This window comes from Amycolatopsis sp. NPDC005961, from assembly GCF_040629235.1.
Lineage (GTDB): Bacteria > Actinomycetota > Actinomycetes > Mycobacteriales > Pseudonocardiaceae > Amycolatopsis > Amycolatopsis camponoti.
In genome coordinates this window covers 65,105-78,995 of the sequence record NZ_JBEXVF010000043.1, presented here as the reverse complement: position 1 = coordinate 78,995, position 13,891 = coordinate 65,105, and the positions used below count along the sequence as shown (strand labels likewise).

Below are 13,891 nucleotides of genomic sequence, written 5' to 3'. Positions count from 1 at the left end.
GATTGTTCAACACCGGATACCCGGCCTCAAGGGCGCCTTCGGCGTCGCTTCGCGATGAGCTTCGCTCACCCTTGACCCCGGGTCTCCGGTGCTGACTGCGGCGGGGACGAGGGGCGGGGGAGGTCCAGGGCGGTCTGTGTTGGCGCCGGTCAGGGGGTCGTTCGAGGCTGCTTCACTCGCCGGTGGGGACCCTCCTTGCACGACTGGCACTCACGTGGCTAGAGTGCTAATCGCACGGCCCGACAGCCCCGGCACCCGCGACGGCGGGGGTGGTAGAGCCGTAACCACATCCTGCCAACGCTTTCGACGACCGTGGAGGTCAACCCGGTGAGCGTGAACATCAAGCCGCTCGAGGACAAGATCGTTGTCCAGACGAGTGAGGCCGAGGAGACGACCGCTTCCGGCCTCGTCATCCCCGACACCGCCAAGGAGAAGCCCCAGGAGGGCAAGGTTCTGGCCGTGGGCCCGGGCCGCATCGACGACAAGGGCAACCGCGTCCCGCTCGATGTCTCCGTCGGCGATGTCGTCATCTACTCGAAGTACGGCGGCACCGAGGTCAAGTACAACGGTGAGGACTACCTGATCCTGTCCGCCCGCGACGTGCTGGCCGTCATCAACTGACGTCCGCTCGCAGCGCATGACGCCCCGGGCCCCGCACAACGCCGGGGAGCGGGGCGTTCTTGCGTTTCAAAGACACCGAAAGGTAAGCGGAACACGCTATGCCCAAGCAGATCAGTTTCGACGAGGACGCTCGTCGCGCGCTGGAGCGCGGGGTGAACAAGCTCGCCGACGCGGTCAAGGTCACCCTCGGCCCGCGCGGTCGTCACGTCGTGCTCGACAAGAAGTTCGGCGGCCCGACCATCACCCTCGACGGCGTGACCGTCGCCCGTGAGATCGAGCTCGACGACCCCTTCGAGAACCTCGGCGCCCAGCTCGCCAAGAGCGTCGCCACCAAGACCAACGACGTCGCCGGCGACGGCACCACGACCGCGACCGTGCTCGCGCAGTCGCTGGTGAAGGTCGGCCTGCGCAACGTCGCGGCCGGCGCCAACCCGACCTCGATCGGCCGCGGCATCGAGGCCGCCGCGGAGAAGGTCATCGAGGTCCTCAAGAGCAAGGCCACCCCGGTCAAGGGCCGCGAGAGCATCGCCCAGGTCGGCACCGTGACCTCGCGCGACGCCAACATCGGCGCCCTGCTCGGCGAAGCCGTCGAGAAGGTCGGCGAAGACGGCGTCATCACCATCGAGGAGTCGTCGACCCTGGCGACCGAGCTGGTGATCACCGAAGGCGTCCAGTTCGACAAGGGCTTCCTCTCGGCGCACTTCGCGACCAACCCGGAGGAGCAGAAGGCGATCCTCGAGGACGCCTACATCCTGCTCGTCCGCGAGAAGGTCTCGTCGCTGGCCGAGCTGCTGCCGGTGCTCGAGAAGGTCGTCGAGGCCAAGAAGCCGCTGCTCATCATCGCCGAGGACGTCGACGGCGAAGCGCTGTCCACCCTCGTGGTGAACTCGCTGCGCAAGACGATCACCGCCGTCGCGGTCAAGGCGCCGTTCTTCGGCGACCGCCGCAAGGCGTTCCTGGACGACCTCGCGGTCGTCACCGGCGGCGAGGTCATCTCCGCCGAGATCGGCCGCAAGCTGGCCGACGTCGACCTCGGCGCGCTGGGCAAGGCCCGCCGCATCGTCGTCACCAAGGACGACACCACGATCGTCGACGGTGGCGGCACCAAGGACGCCATCTCCGGGCGGGTCGCGCAGATCCGCAAGGAGATCGAGACGACCGACTCCGACTGGGACCGCGAGAAGCTGCAGGAGCGGCTCGCGAAGCTCGGCGGCGGCGTCGCGGTCATCAAGGTCGGCGCGGCCACCGAGACCGAGCTGAACGAGCGCAAGCACCGCATCGAGGACGCCGTGGCTTCGACCAAGGCGGCCGTCGAAGAGGGCATCCTGCCCGGCGGCGGTTCGGCGCTGGTGCACGCGGTCAAGGAGCTCGAAGGCGGCCTCGGCCTCGAGGGCGACGAAGCGACCGGTGTCCGCATCGTGCGCGACGCGCTGTCCGCCCCGCTGTTCTGGATCGCGACCAACGCGGGCCACGAGGGCGCGGTCATCGTCAACAAGGTGCGGGAGCAGAGCTGGGGGCACGGCTTCAACGCCGCCACCGGCGAGCTCACCGACCTGCTGGCCGCCGGCATCGTCGACCCGGTCAAGGTGACCCGGTCCGCGGTGGCGAACGCCGCCTCGATCGCGCGTCTCGTGCTGACGACGGAGTCGTCGATCGTCGAGAAGCCGGCCGAGGAAGAGCCCGCCGCGGGTGGCCACGGCCACTCGCACTGACGCTCTTCGAAACGAAACCGGGCGGCACTCCAGCTGGAGTGCCGCCCGGTTTCGTCGTCGGGAGCTTGTCGTGAAGAGCACGGAGGGCGGCACCCCACCCGGTGCCGCCCTCCGATGTCTGTGGGGCGCTCAGCCGCCGGACATGCTGAGCGCGCGTTTGTCGGACTTGATGAGGTGCTCCCGCTCGGACTCCGAGAGCCCGCCCCAGATGCCGTAGGGCTCGTGCACGGCCAGCGCGTGGCTGCGGCACATCTCCAGGACGGGGCAGCTCAGGCAGACCGCCTTCGCCCTGGCCTCCCGCCGTGCCCGCGCCGGGCCGCGCTCGCCGTCCGGGTGAAAGAAGGACGCGCTGTCCATCCCCCGGCACGACCCTTCGAGCTGCCAGTCCCACATGTCGGCGTTGGGTCCTGGGAGCCTGCGCGTGTCTGCCATCCTGACCGCCTCCGTCAATCGGTCGATGCCGCTAGCTGCTCTGCTGTGGTGCCGATACTCCATTCGGTGCAACGGCGGTAACGTTAGAAGCGCGCCAATAGTTGTTCAAGCGATTCGGTTCGATTCAGCCGTTAGGCATCCCCCGGATGTGTGAGCAGGGGTTTCGCCTCCGGTTGCCGACTGCGCTGAGTGCCTGGATATTGAGGCTCGTGGGAGCTGGGTCGGGTACCGAAGAACCCACCCTGCCGGTGGCCTCGGTCGCCCGCCGGCTCGGGGTCGCGCCGTCCACCCTCCGAACCTGGGACCGCCGCTACGGGCTGGGCCCCAGCCGGCACACCGACGGCCGTCACCGCCGCTACGGCAGCTCCGACATCGGCCGCCTGGAACTGATGCAGCGAGCGTTGCTGAGCGGCGCGTCGACGGCCGAGGCCGCGCGCTACGCCCTCGAGCAGATGCCGCGCTCCGGCCCACCCCAGCCGGAGGAGCCCGAGGACCCTCCGGGGGTGTCCGGCGCCGACGACGGACTCGAGGTCCGTTCCCGCCTGGCCCGCCGCCTGAGCACGGCGGCGTTGGCGATGGACGTGGGCGCGGTCCAGCGGATGCTCGCGGACACGATCGCCGAGCTGGGCGTCCTCCCGGCGTGGACGGGCGTGGTCGAGCCGGTGCTGTCGGCCCTGGGAGCCCGCTGGCGCGGCGCGAGCGCGGGCGCGGAGGTCGAGTACCTGCTGGCGGAGTGCGTGTTCGCGGCGCTGGTCCGCGCGACCCCGGTGCTGGACGAGCCCCGCAACACGCGCCCGGTGCTGCTGGGCTGCGTCCCGGAGGAGCGCGACTCGATGCCGATGTACGCACTGGCGGCGTCCCTGGCCGGCCGCCGCATCGGGGCGCAGCTGTTCGGGGTGCCGTTGCCGGCGGAGGTGCTGGCGGTGGCGGTCCGCCGCAGCGCGCCGGCGGCGGTGGTCCTGTGGGCCCACCGCCGCGGGGTGGCGGACACGCGGCTGTTCGCGAGGGTGTCCCGGGGCAGGCAGCGAAGCCGGCTGTTCGCGTGCGGGCCCGGATGGGACCCGGCGGGGCTGCCGGACAAGGTGGAGCTGCTGACCGATCTACCGGGCGCGGCAGACCGGCTCGAGCACGTCCTGGTGGGCGGACGCGGGTAGCTCCCGAGTTGTCCACAGGCGGGGTCTGGTTGTGGACAACTTCGCCGTAGAGGCCGCTCACTTCGATCATGTTTCTGTCGGTGCCACCCGCTAGAAAGGACGGGTGCACGAACCCGCCCTCAGGGCCGCCGCGTTCGGGAGCGATCCGCTCCCGGACCCCGCCGTCACGCGCGGAGCCGGCGGAGGGGCCCGCACCCCCCGGGAACGGCTGCTCGCCGCCATCGTGCTCGGCGCCCAAGGCCGGTATGCCGCCGCCGCGGCTCTGCTTGGGCCCCTGAGGCACGAAGCCGGTCCGGTCGAGGCCTCACTCGCCGCCAGCACCCTCGCCGCCCACCGGAGGCAGCTGGGCGGCCACCGGCAGGCTCGTGCGCTCGACGGTGAGGCCTTCGCGAAAGCAGCCGGCCGAGACAGCCGCCCCGACCCGGACGGTCTCGACGCCGCCGGCGCGCGAGCCGATGCCCTCCTCGGCCTGGCCGCCGACAACCTCGCCCTCGGGCGCCTCGGTGCCGCTCGCAGGCTCGCCGAGCGTGCGACCCGCGAGGACGATCGGTGGCGAGCCCGGGTCCGCGGCGGCTGGGTCGGGGCCGAGATCGAGCTCGCCGCAGGTCAGGGCACCGCCGCCGTGCCGCACGCCGAGCGCGCATTCGAAACGGCCGAAGCCCGCGGTGCTCGGCGGCACGTCGTGAAATCCGGGATTGTGCTGGCCGTGGCCCTGCGGGCCGCCGGGGCTCCCGATCACCGGGAGATTTCGGACGGTCTTGTCGGAAATGCAATGGCGACGGCCGAGGAATGCGAACTGCTTTCACTTTTGTGGCCGGCCGCCCTCGTCATGGCCGATCTGCGCCCAGGACACGCCGAGGAGTATCGATTCAGAGTGGCAGAGGTGTTGCACGCAGTGTTACGAAGCGCAGATCCTTGCGGGAGGAGGATCGCGGGGGAATCACCATGGGTCCCCGCCCCGGGTGGTTGAGCCGTCGGAATGGGGTGTTCCGGCATCCGGGCTAAGAAACTTCAAAAAAAGCCACCGGATCGTGTCAAGGTTCGGGCTAAAGCGTCCGATAGGGGAAGTGGAATGTCACCCGGCTGCAGGAAGGAAACCCCGTGACGACGGTCTTGATCTGCGACGACCGACGCAGTGTCCGTGAAGGGCTCACCCGAGTGATGTCCGCGGTCCCTGGGGTCAGTCGCATCGACTGCGTAGCGCACGGTGACGAGCTGCTGGCCCGGTACTCCCGTCAGCCCGTCGACGTCGTGCTGGTCGGAACGCAACGCGCGGTCCCGACAGGTGTCGAAGCCACTCGACGGCTCGTCTCCGCCAACCCCCAGGCGAACGTCATCGTCTTCGGTGCCCCCGACGACGCGGGCAGCATCGCCGCGGCGATCGCCGGCGGTGCCCGTGGCTACCTCCGCTGGGACGCGTCCCGGCCGGAGCTGGTCGCCGCACTGGCTCACACCCTGGCGAGCACCTCGGTGCCCGCGCCCCGTCAGCCGTCCGACCCGGGCGTCCAGCTGACCGAGCGCGAGCTTCAGGTGCTCCGCGGGATGAGCCAGGGCAAGAGCAACGGCCAGATCGGCCGCGAGCTCTACCTGTCCGAGGACACGGTGAAGACCCACGCCCGGCGGCTGTTCCGCAAGCTCGGCGTGCGCGACCGCGCGCAGGCCGTGGCGCACGGCTTCCGTCGCGGCCTGGTCAGCTGACCCGTCCCCGCGGCTTCTCCTCGATCCTGACACGGCCGGAATACAGGTGACGACGGGCCAGGGCGCGCACCGCCCTGGCCCGCACTTGTGTGGTCCCCATCACACTCCGGCGCCCCTTCGGGCAGCCACCGGGCGGAACCCCGTCCCGGCACCCGTCCCTCCGACGGATCTCGTACCCGCGACACCGTTCGTTCGTTGAATCGGCGATGACGACCGCGGGTCTGCAGGACCATCCGTATTTCCGTGCCTTCAGACGGTGCGGCGCGCCGGGAAGCACCGCGCGCGCCGGTCCGAAGCGGCCCGAAGGTACGGTAGCGGTCACCGGTTCGGGGTGGAGGCGACCACGGGCCGGGTTCTTTGCACACCTACACGTAACACTGGGACTGTTGTCTGCGATGGCCAATGTGGGGGATGGACTGGATGAACCGGTCGCCGCTGCTGTCGAGGGAGATCCCCAGGCAGTGGAGCGGCTGCTGGCTGCTATCCGTCCACTGGTAGTGCGGTATTGCCGCGCCCGGGTTGGCAGGCAGGAGCGATCTTTCGCTTCGGCGGACGACGTTGCGCAGGAGGTGTGTCTCGCGGTGCTAACGGCATTGCCTTCGTACCGCGATCAAGGCCGTCCGTTCCTGGCCTTCGTCTACGGGATCGCCCAGCACAAGGTGGCCGACGCGCATCGCGCCGCGGCGCGCAACCGGGCCGAGCCGGTGGCCGAGATCCCCGACGAAGTCGAGGGCGGGGTCGGTCCCGAGCAGCGGGCGCTGCAAGGTGAGCTGAACGAGCGGATGTCCCAGTTGTTGCAGGTGCTGCCGGACAAGCAGCGGGAGATCGTGGTGTTGCGCGTGGTCGTGGGCCTGTCGGCGGAGGAGACCGCGGATGCGGTCGGCTCCACGCCCGGTGCCGTCCGCGTCGCCCAGCACCGCGCCCTCGCGCGGCTGAGAAAGGTCCTGGCCGCGGAGGAGGTGATCTGAGTGACCGGTCACGAGAAGGGCTACGAGCCCGATGACGTGTTCGGCAATGGCTTGTCGTCTTCGGAGGCGGAGTTCGCCGCCGACCTGTCGGCGGTCCAAGCGGACGATGCTCTGCTCGACGCGCTCGGCGGGTCCGACCCGGCGCTGGCCGACGGTCTCGGCGATCAGGAGCTCAACGCGCTGCTGGTCGCGTGGCGAAGAGACATCGACAGTGAGCCTCTGGCCGAACTGGTCGACGTCGACACCGCTGTGCGGACCGTCACCACCGCGAGTCTCGCGAAGCAACACGCTTCGAGCGGACGCCGCCGCAGGCTGCTCGTCCCGGTCGCCGTCGCCGCCGCTGTGCTGGCGATCGCGTTCACCGGCACCGGGCTGGCCGCGCGCTCCGCAGAACCCGGCGACACCCTGTGGGGCCTCGCGAAGGTCCTGTACTCCGATCACACCCGCTCGGTCGAGGCGGCCGCGAACGCGAAGGTCGACCTCGAGAAGGCGAACCTCGCCATCGCCGGCGGCAACCTCGACGCCGCCCGCGAAGCCCTCGACGCCGCGCAGGCCGCCCTGTCGCAGGTCAGCGACGAAGACAACCGCGACCAGCTGATGGAGCAGCACCGGCAGCTCGCCGCGCAGCTCCAGAACCCGGAAGCGCCGGTCCAGGGCCCGACCCAGACGACTCCGACGCTGGTGCCGCCCGGTGCCTCGCCGACGCAGGTGCCGCCGGCCGGCTCGGCGACGTCCATCCCGGGCAGCGGCAGTGGCACCACCAGCCTGCCGGGCACCGGGACGCCGACCCCGACGCCCCCGCCGCCGACCACCACGCCGCCTCCGCCGACCACCGAGCCGCCGCCGAGCACCACGGCCGCGAGTGGCAACGACCCCGGCACGAACACGGGCCGCAGCGAGTCCTCCGTCGGCGGCCAGAGCGCCGGCGGCGAGTAAGAGCTTCGGATACGAAAGAGCCCTGGTGAGCAAGCTCACCAGGGCTCTTTCGCGTTCTGACTCAGTAGGCGCTTTCGTTGGCCGTTACGCCGTCGGCAAAGCCCCGGCAGTAGTCCCAGCTCACGTAGTCGCCCGGGTTCGGGTCGTAGGCCGGCTCGTGCGGGCGCATCCGCCCATCGGCCAGCAGCTGCTCCAGGCTGGCCCGCAGCAGGTGCCAGTCGTGGTAGTGCGGTTCGTCGCACTCGCCGCAGTCGACGACGATCCCGCGGACCCCGCGGGGCTCGAGGAGCGCCTGGTAGACGGCCAGATCGGAGAGGTCGGCCAGCAGCTCCGTGCGTTCGGAGTCGCTGATCGGCTCGTCCAGCCGGTCCTCGTCGACGAGGAACGCCCGGGCCGGGTCGTCCGGGTCGTCCGCGAACGGGTCTGGAGGCAGGACATCATGCGCCACGGCCTGCACGGTACCGGGCGGTCCCCGCGGCTCGCCCACCGCCCGGGGCGGGCCCGCGCGGCGGATATCATGAGGGGAAGGCTCCGAGTCGCCACAGCGACCCCGCTCATCCCGCGTCAGGAAGGCCCTTCACCCGCTATGACCAGCGACGGCATCACCGCCCCCATGCCGGCCAAGTTCGCCATGCTCGGCCTGACCTTCGACGACGTGCTGCTGCTGCCCGCCGAATCCGACGTCGTGCCCAGCGCGGTGGACACCGGCACGCGGCTGACCCGGAACATCACCCTCGGCATCCCGCTGGTCTCCGCCGCGATGGACACCGTCACCGAGGCCCGGATGGCCATCGCCATGGCCCGCCAGGGCGGCATCGGCGTGCTCCAGCGCAACCTGCCGATCGACGAGCAGGCCGCCGCCGTCGAGGTCGTGAAGCGGTCCGAGGCGGGCATGGTCACCGACCCGGTCACCTGCTCGCCCGACGCGACGCTGGCCGAGGTCGACGCGCTGTGCGCGAAGTTCCGCATCTCCGGGGTGCCGGTGGCCGACGCGTCCGGCGCGCTGGTGGGCATCATCACCAACCGCGACATGCGCTTCGAGGTGGACCACAGCCGCCCGGTGTCCGAGGTGATGACGAAGGCGCCGCTGGTCACCGCCCAGGTCGGCGTGTCCGCGGACGCCGCGCTCGGCCTGCTGCGCCGGCACAAGATCGAGAAGCTGCCGATCGTCGACGGCGCGGGCAAGCTGCGCGGGTTGATCACGGTCAAGGACTTCGTGAAGACCGAGCAGTACCCGAAGGCGACGAAGGACCCGGACGGCCGCCTGATCGTCGGCGCCGCGGTCGGCGTCGGCCCGGACGGTCACAAGCGCGCGATGGCGCTGGCCGACGCGGGCGTCGACGTCCTGATGGTCGACACCGCGCACGGGCACTCCCGGGCGGTCGTCGACACGGTGAGCCTGCTGAAGAAGGAGCTGGGCGACGCGGTCGACATCGTCGGCGGCAACGTCGCGACCCGCGCGGGCGCGCAGGCGCTGGTCGACGCGGGCGCGGACGGCGTCAAGGTCGGCGTCGGCCCGGGCTCGATCTGCACCACCCGGATCGTCGCGGGCGTCGGCGTCCCGCAGATCTCCGCGATCTACGAGGCCGACCAGGCGTGCCGCCCGGCGGGCGTTCCGGTGATCGGCGACGGCGGCATCCAGTACTCCGGCGACATCGCGAAGGCGATCGCGTCCGGCGCGTCCACGGTGATGCTGGGCAGCCTGCTGGCCGGCACCGCCGAGTCGCCCGGTGACCTGATCCTGGTCAACGGCAAGCAGTTCAAGGTCTACCGCGGCATGGGCTCGCTCGGCGCGATGCAGTCGCGGGGCCAGGCGAAGTCGTACTCCAAGGACCGCTACGCCCAGGACGACGTGCTGAGCGAGGACAAGCTGGTCCCCGAAGGCATCGAAGGCCGCATCCCGTTCCGCGGGCCGCTGGCCAACGTCGTGCACCAGCTCGTCGGCGGCCTGCGCTCGGGCATGGGCTACGCCGGCGCCAACACGATCGCCGAGCTGCAGGAAGCCCAGCTGGTCCGGATCACCGCGGCCGGTCTCAAGGAGAGCCACCCGCACGACATCACGATGACCGTCGAGGCCCCGAACTACACGACGCGTTAGTCCGCCCTTTCGATCATTCCCCCAGGTCGGTGCGCCCGGAACACTCGGAGCGCATCGACCTGGGAGGACGAATGGCGATTTCCCGACGGACCGTCGTGGTCGCGGCCGCTTCGGCGGCGCTGGGGCTGGGCGGCGGTGTCGTGGCGTCGGCGGCCGACACCCCGGCTGCGCCGGCGCAGATCCAGTCACCCGGTGAACTCTGGAAGCGCACCGAGCTGTTCTTCGGCACCGGCAAGCCGGACGGCACCGAGGTGACCGACAAGGAGTTCGCCGCCTTCTCCGACCGGGAGATCACCGCGGCGTTCCCGGACGGCTTCACCCGGCTCGACGGCAGCGGCCAGTGGCGCGGCGGGTCCGGGACGATCGTGCGCGAGCACACCCATGTGGTCGTACTGCTCTACCCGTTCGCCGACCGCGAGGCCGAGCGGGAGATCGAAGGCCTGCGCGCCGACTACGAAAAGCAGTTCCAGCAGGAGTCGGTACTGCGTTCGGACTCAGTGGCGAAGGTCTCCTTCTGAGTTTTCGTAACCTAGCGTGCTTACGGTAATCGGCCTATCGCCTTGCGTGGCCACTTTGGTGTGCACTGAACGGCATGACGGTCAGCCGCTTCACGCGCCTGCTGCGCAAGGTGTTCTTCACGGCCGTCGCGCTCGCGTCGCTGTTCCTCGGCGGGATCGTCTGCCTGATGTGCCAGGTGCTGGCCGGCCGCGACGCGCCCACCTTCCGCGTCGAAGGGCACGTCCTGTCCCACGAGCGGGGAGCGCTCCCGGTCGGCGGGGACGACGAGGCGGTCAGCCACACCGTCGCGATCGACGCCGGGAACCGGCTCTACCGCGTCACCGCGGTCGATCCCGGCCTCGACCTGCCGGCCGGGCAGCCGGTCGCGCTCGACGTCTCGACGGCGGACGGCAGCATCGCCTACCTCAGCGCCGGCGGCGGCGTGGTCGACCTGCGGCCGGGCGTGATCCGGCCGGTGCTGCTGATCTGCGCGGCCCTGCTCGCGTTGGGCGCGATGTACTTCGGCGCGGTCCGGCTGAACGTCTACCCACCGGTGGCGACCTGGCTGGCCCTGGCCCTGGGCGCGCTGCTGGCGCCCGTCATCGTCTTCGTGCGGGTGTAGCCGTGGCCGCGAGCCTCGTCGTCTCCGTGGTGGGCGCGGCCCTCGCCGGGGCCGCGCTGGCCTTCGGGACGTGGGGGGTCCTCGACGCGGGCGGACCGGCCGAGCGGGAAGAAGCCACCGTCGAGAGCCGGGGCCAGCACGACTCGAGCTCGACGGGCCACCGGTACGACCTCGTCCTCCGCACGGCGGCGGGCGAGCGCTTCGAGGTCGAATCGGGCGACGCGAGCCTCGACCTGGAGCCGGGAGTGCCGGTCCGCCTGGATGTTTCCGAGCTCGGGCGGTCGGTGCAGGCCGTGGAGGCCGCCGGTCACCGGGTCAGGGTCGGGAATTCGCCCGTCGCCGTCGGCGTCTTCGTGGCGGCGATCGCGGTCATGGCGCTGGTCTTCACGCTGATCTGGGTCGCGGAAGCGGACCGGCCCGCGCTGGCCGCGTTGACCGCGACGGCCGGGTTCGCGGCGGGCGCGCTGCCGGTGTTGCTGCTGTTCTAACCCCCGTGCGCGGGTCACCCACGCGGACTAGCGACAATGGGGCACGGCAGATTGTCGTCGTCGGAGGAGGCTTCACGTGCGGGACCTGGTCGAGATCGGGATGGGCCGCACCGCGCGGCGGGCTTATGACCTCGACGACGTCGAGATCGTGCCGTCGCGGCGGACCCGGTCGTCTTCGGTGGTGTCCACCTCCTGGCAGATCGACGCCTACCGCTTCGACCTGCCGCTCGTCACGCACCCGACGGACGCGATCGTCTCGCCGGGCACCGCGGTCGCCGTCGGTGAGCTGGGCGGCCTGGGCGTGCTCAACGCCGAGGGTCTGTGGGCGCGGCACGCGAACGTCGAGGACGCCATCTTCCAGCTGGTGCGCGCGGCCGAGGACCTCGAGGACCCGACCGCGGTCGGCCGGGTGCTGCAGGAGCTGCACGCCGCGCCGATCCGGCTCGACCTGCTGACCGAGGCGATCAAGACCGTCCGCGAATCCGGCGTCACGGTCGCCGCGCGCGTCAGCCCGCAGCACGCCGCCGAGCTGACCCCGGACCTGATCGCGGCCGGCGTCGAGATCCTGGTCGTGCAGGGCACGATCATCTCGGCTGAGCACGTGCAGCGCGACGCCGAGCCGCTGAACCTCAAGGACTTCATCGGCCGCCTCGACGTGCCGGTGATCGCCGGCGGCGTCAGCGACTACCGCACGGCGATGCACCTGATGCGCACCGGCGCGGCCGGCGTCATCGTCGGCCACGGCTACACGCCGGGCGTGACGAGCACCGACCGCGTCCTCGGCATCGGCGTCCCGATGGCCACGGCGATCATCGACGCCGCGGCCGCCCGCCGCGACTACCTCGACGAGACCGGCGGCCGCTACGTGCACGTACTGGCGGACGGCGGCATGACGGTCTCCGGCGACATCGCGAAGGCAATCGCGTGCGGAGCGGACGCCGTCATGCTCGGCTCCCCGCTGGCCGCGGCGTCGGACGCACCGGGTCAGGGCCTGTACTGGACGGCGGCGGCCGCGCACCCGTCCCTGCCGCGCTCGCGCGTGGCGGCCGGGCCGGACTACGCCGTCGACCTGAAGACCCTGCTGTTCGGGCCGTCGTCCGACGCGGAAGGCGTGGTGAATCTGTTCGGGGCGCTCCGTCGTGCGATGGCGAAGACGGGGTATTCGGACCTCAAGGAGTTCCAGCGGGTGGGGCTCACCGTCCGCCGGTGAGAGTCGACGCGGCGGGAACCTTGCTAGTGTTCTGCGAGTCTGACGACACAGAGTGTCCGACGTAGAGCGCTGCGTGGCCGGGGAGGGCGACGATGGGTTCCGTGTACGACCCGGAGGGGGACTGGTCGTTGCCTGGCCCCAACGGTGTTCCGGTGGCGGGTTCGTATGGAGCGTCGGGTGATCCCGGGGCCGGGTTCGCCTACGACGAGGCGACGCTCCGCGAACTCGCCAAGGACTGGGACGACATGGCCGACGAGTTCCGGGAAGATCGCCAGAAGGCGAACTACATTGCCAGCGCTCAGGGCCCGGGGCTCGAATACGCCAGCCAAGGCAATGCCGACCTGATCCGGACCTCTGGCAAGGCGTTGCTGGACACCTTGGCCGCACGTGAGGAGTACTGCCGGGCGATGGCGGCCAGGTTTCGGGCGGCGTCGGGTCAGTACGCTGCTACCGAGGACGCTGGTCGGACCGAGATCGACCAGGCCGGAGGCAGTCTGTGATGCGCCGCGTGATCATTCTGTTGAGTGCCGCGTTGCTGGTGCTCGGGGCTTGTGGCACCACAAACGGGGGTACGGCGGTTCCGGTTCCGTCGGTGTCGGGCGCGGCGCCTTCCTCCGGGGCGGTGGACGAGGTTCCTGGGCCGGGCGTGCCGAAGGTGGCGAACCCGATCGACCTCACGAGGCTGCAGCGGTCGCCGTGTGATGCGTTGACGCCGGCCCAGGTTGCCGGGTTGCTGGGTTCGGCGGTGGAGATAAAACCCGAGCCCGACGCGGACGTGGGTCCGGTGTGCAACTGGGAAGCGCCTGGCCGGGCCGGCGTCGGCATCATTTTCGGCAAGCTGGACAAGCGCGGCTTGACCAGGGTCTATGCCGCGAAGGGGAATGTCTATCCCTTCGTCGAGCCGCTGGAGCCAGTCGACGGGTACCCGTTGGCTGCTTACGACGGCGTCGGAGATCAGCGGGCCAAGGGAGAGTGCACCGTCGCCGTCGGGACCAGTGATACGCAAACCATCGACATCAGCGTTGATCAGTCCGAGAAGAACATCGGCAAGAGTGACCCCTGCGAGGCCGCGCGCCAGGTCACGGCGATGGTGCTGGGCAATGCGAAAGCCGGGAGCTGACGGGGTCAGCTCCCGGCAGAGCACACTATTGCCTGGTGAGGTGCGCGAGGAACGCGGCGAAGGCGCTCTCGGAGTAGACGAGCACCGGGCGGCTGGCCAAAGCTGCTTGCTTGGTGTCCCGCACGCCGACCACACCGGGACCGGCGCCGATCTCGACGCACGCGTTCTCCTCGAAGTGGCTGTGGCTCGACTTGCGCCAACCGGTGAGCTGCTGGGGGCCCATGTCGGTCCCTCCCGGAAATCGTGTCCCGCCGACGGGTCTCGCCTACGTGGACATCGAGCACTTTGATAATTACCCACAAAGGTCTCGATGGATGCGCCAAAACGGGTGACT

At 70.6% G+C, this 13,891-nt stretch carries 17 protein-coding genes; 14 read left to right on the top strand and 3 right to left on the bottom strand.

Annotated elements, in window-relative coordinates:
• Positions 1 to 327 precede the first annotated feature (327 nt).
• Both groES and groL read left to right on the top strand, forming a co-directional pair.
• Positions 328 to 621: a co-chaperone GroES gene (gene groES, locus ABZ342_RS31630; RefSeq protein WP_007031106.1), complete on the top strand. Its 294-nt coding sequence runs from the start codon at positions 328 to 330 to the stop codon at positions 619 to 621.
• Positions 622 to 719: 98 nt separating this feature from the next.
• Complete coding sequence (gene groL, locus ABZ342_RS31625) at positions 720 to 2,333, top strand: chaperonin GroEL (protein ID WP_360480662.1); 1,614 nt, start codon at positions 720 to 722, stop codon at positions 2,331 to 2,333.
• 129 nt (positions 2,334 to 2,462) lie between these two features.
• Here groL and ABZ342_RS31620 read toward each other — a convergent pair whose 3' ends face one another.
• Complete coding sequence (locus tag ABZ342_RS31620) at positions 2,463 to 2,765, bottom strand: WhiB family transcriptional regulator (RefSeq protein WP_043792619.1); 303 nt, start codon at positions 2,763 to 2,765, stop codon at positions 2,463 to 2,465.
• A 209-nt stretch (positions 2,766 to 2,974) separates the two neighbouring features.
• Here ABZ342_RS31620 and ABZ342_RS31615 point away from each other — a divergent pair, with 209 nt between their 5' ends.
• The 5 genes from ABZ342_RS31615 to ABZ342_RS31595 all read left to right on the top strand — a co-directional run bounded on the left by ABZ342_RS31615 (position 2,975) and on the right by ABZ342_RS31595 (position 7,521).
• Positions 2,975 to 3,919 carry a MerR family transcriptional regulator gene (locus tag ABZ342_RS31615; protein ID WP_155548922.1) on the top strand — a complete coding sequence of 315 codons (945 nt, stop codon included), beginning with the start codon at positions 2,975 to 2,977 and terminating at the stop codon, positions 3,917 to 3,919.
• Positions 3,920 to 4,022: 103 nt separating this feature from the next.
• Positions 4,023 to 4,889, top strand: a complete 867-nt coding sequence (locus ABZ342_RS31610; RefSeq protein ID WP_360480657.1) for a hypothetical protein — start codon at positions 4,023 to 4,025, stop codon at positions 4,887 to 4,889.
• Between the two features lie 131 nt (positions 4,890 to 5,020).
• Positions 5,021 to 5,617 carry a response regulator transcription factor gene (locus ABZ342_RS31605; protein ID WP_003073605.1) on the top strand — a complete coding sequence of 199 codons (597 nt, stop codon included), beginning with the start codon at positions 5,021 to 5,023 and terminating at the stop codon, positions 5,615 to 5,617.
• Positions 5,618 to 6,012: 395 nt separating this feature from the next.
• A complete protein-coding gene (locus ABZ342_RS31600; RefSeq protein WP_026468912.1) occupies positions 6,013 to 6,585 on the top strand; it encodes a sigma-70 family RNA polymerase sigma factor in 573 nt (190 codons plus the stop codon).
• Positions 6,586 to 7,521: an anti-sigma-D factor RsdA gene (locus ABZ342_RS31595; RefSeq protein ID WP_360480654.1), complete on the top strand. Its 936-nt coding sequence runs from the start codon at positions 6,586 to 6,588 to the stop codon at positions 7,519 to 7,521.
• Between the two features lie 61 nt (positions 7,522 to 7,582).
• Here the strand turns inward: ABZ342_RS31595 and ABZ342_RS31590 are convergent, their stop codons facing one another.
• Complete coding sequence (locus ABZ342_RS31590; protein ID WP_155548925.1) at positions 7,583 to 7,978, bottom strand: DUF5319 domain-containing protein; 396 nt, start codon at positions 7,976 to 7,978, stop codon at positions 7,583 to 7,585.
• Positions 7,979 to 8,107: 129 nt separating this feature from the next.
• Here ABZ342_RS31590 and guaB point away from each other — a divergent pair, with 129 nt between their 5' ends.
• The 7 genes from guaB (at position 8,108) to ABZ342_RS31555 (ending at position 13,557) form a co-directional block, all read left to right on the top strand.
• A complete protein-coding gene (guaB, locus tag ABZ342_RS31585; protein WP_155548926.1) occupies positions 8,108 to 9,619 on the top strand; it encodes an IMP dehydrogenase in 1,512 nt (503 codons plus the stop codon).
• A gap of 71 nt (positions 9,620 to 9,690) precedes the next feature.
• Positions 9,691 to 10,137 carry a DUF3574 domain-containing protein gene (locus ABZ342_RS31580; protein ID WP_360480650.1) on the top strand — a complete coding sequence of 149 codons (447 nt, stop codon included), beginning with the start codon at positions 9,691 to 9,693 and terminating at the stop codon, positions 10,135 to 10,137.
• A 74-nt stretch (positions 10,138 to 10,211) separates the two neighbouring features.
• Positions 10,212 to 10,739, top strand: coding sequence for a hypothetical protein (locus ABZ342_RS31575; protein ID WP_155548927.1), 528 nt, complete (start codon positions 10,212 to 10,214; stop codon positions 10,737 to 10,739).
• 2 nt (positions 10,740 to 10,741) lie between these two features.
• Positions 10,742 to 11,227 (top strand): hypothetical protein, encoded by a 486-nt coding sequence (locus tag ABZ342_RS31570; protein WP_360480647.1) that lies wholly within the window; start codon positions 10,742 to 10,744, stop codon positions 11,225 to 11,227.
• A gap of 76 nt (positions 11,228 to 11,303) precedes the next feature.
• Positions 11,304 to 12,437, top strand: coding sequence for a GuaB3 family IMP dehydrogenase-related protein (locus ABZ342_RS31565; RefSeq protein ID WP_155548929.1), 1,134 nt, complete (start codon positions 11,304 to 11,306; stop codon positions 12,435 to 12,437).
• A gap of 92 nt (positions 12,438 to 12,529) precedes the next feature.
• Positions 12,530 to 12,937 carry a hypothetical protein gene (locus ABZ342_RS31560; protein ID WP_360480644.1) on the top strand — a complete coding sequence of 136 codons (408 nt, stop codon included), beginning with the start codon at positions 12,530 to 12,532 and terminating at the stop codon, positions 12,935 to 12,937.
• Positions 12,937 to 13,557: a DUF3558 domain-containing protein gene (locus ABZ342_RS31555; protein ID WP_360480641.1), complete on the top strand. Its 621-nt coding sequence runs from the start codon at positions 12,937 to 12,939 to the stop codon at positions 13,555 to 13,557. Before ABZ342_RS31560 ends, ABZ342_RS31555 begins: the two co-directional genes overlap by 1 nt.
• A gap of 25 nt (positions 13,558 to 13,582) precedes the next feature.
• Here the strand turns inward: ABZ342_RS31555 and ABZ342_RS31550 are convergent, their stop codons facing one another.
• Positions 13,583 to 13,780, bottom strand: a complete 198-nt coding sequence (locus ABZ342_RS31550) for a DUF397 domain-containing protein (protein ID WP_360480638.1) — start codon at positions 13,778 to 13,780, stop codon at positions 13,583 to 13,585.
• Positions 13,781 to 13,891 lie beyond the last annotated feature (111 nt).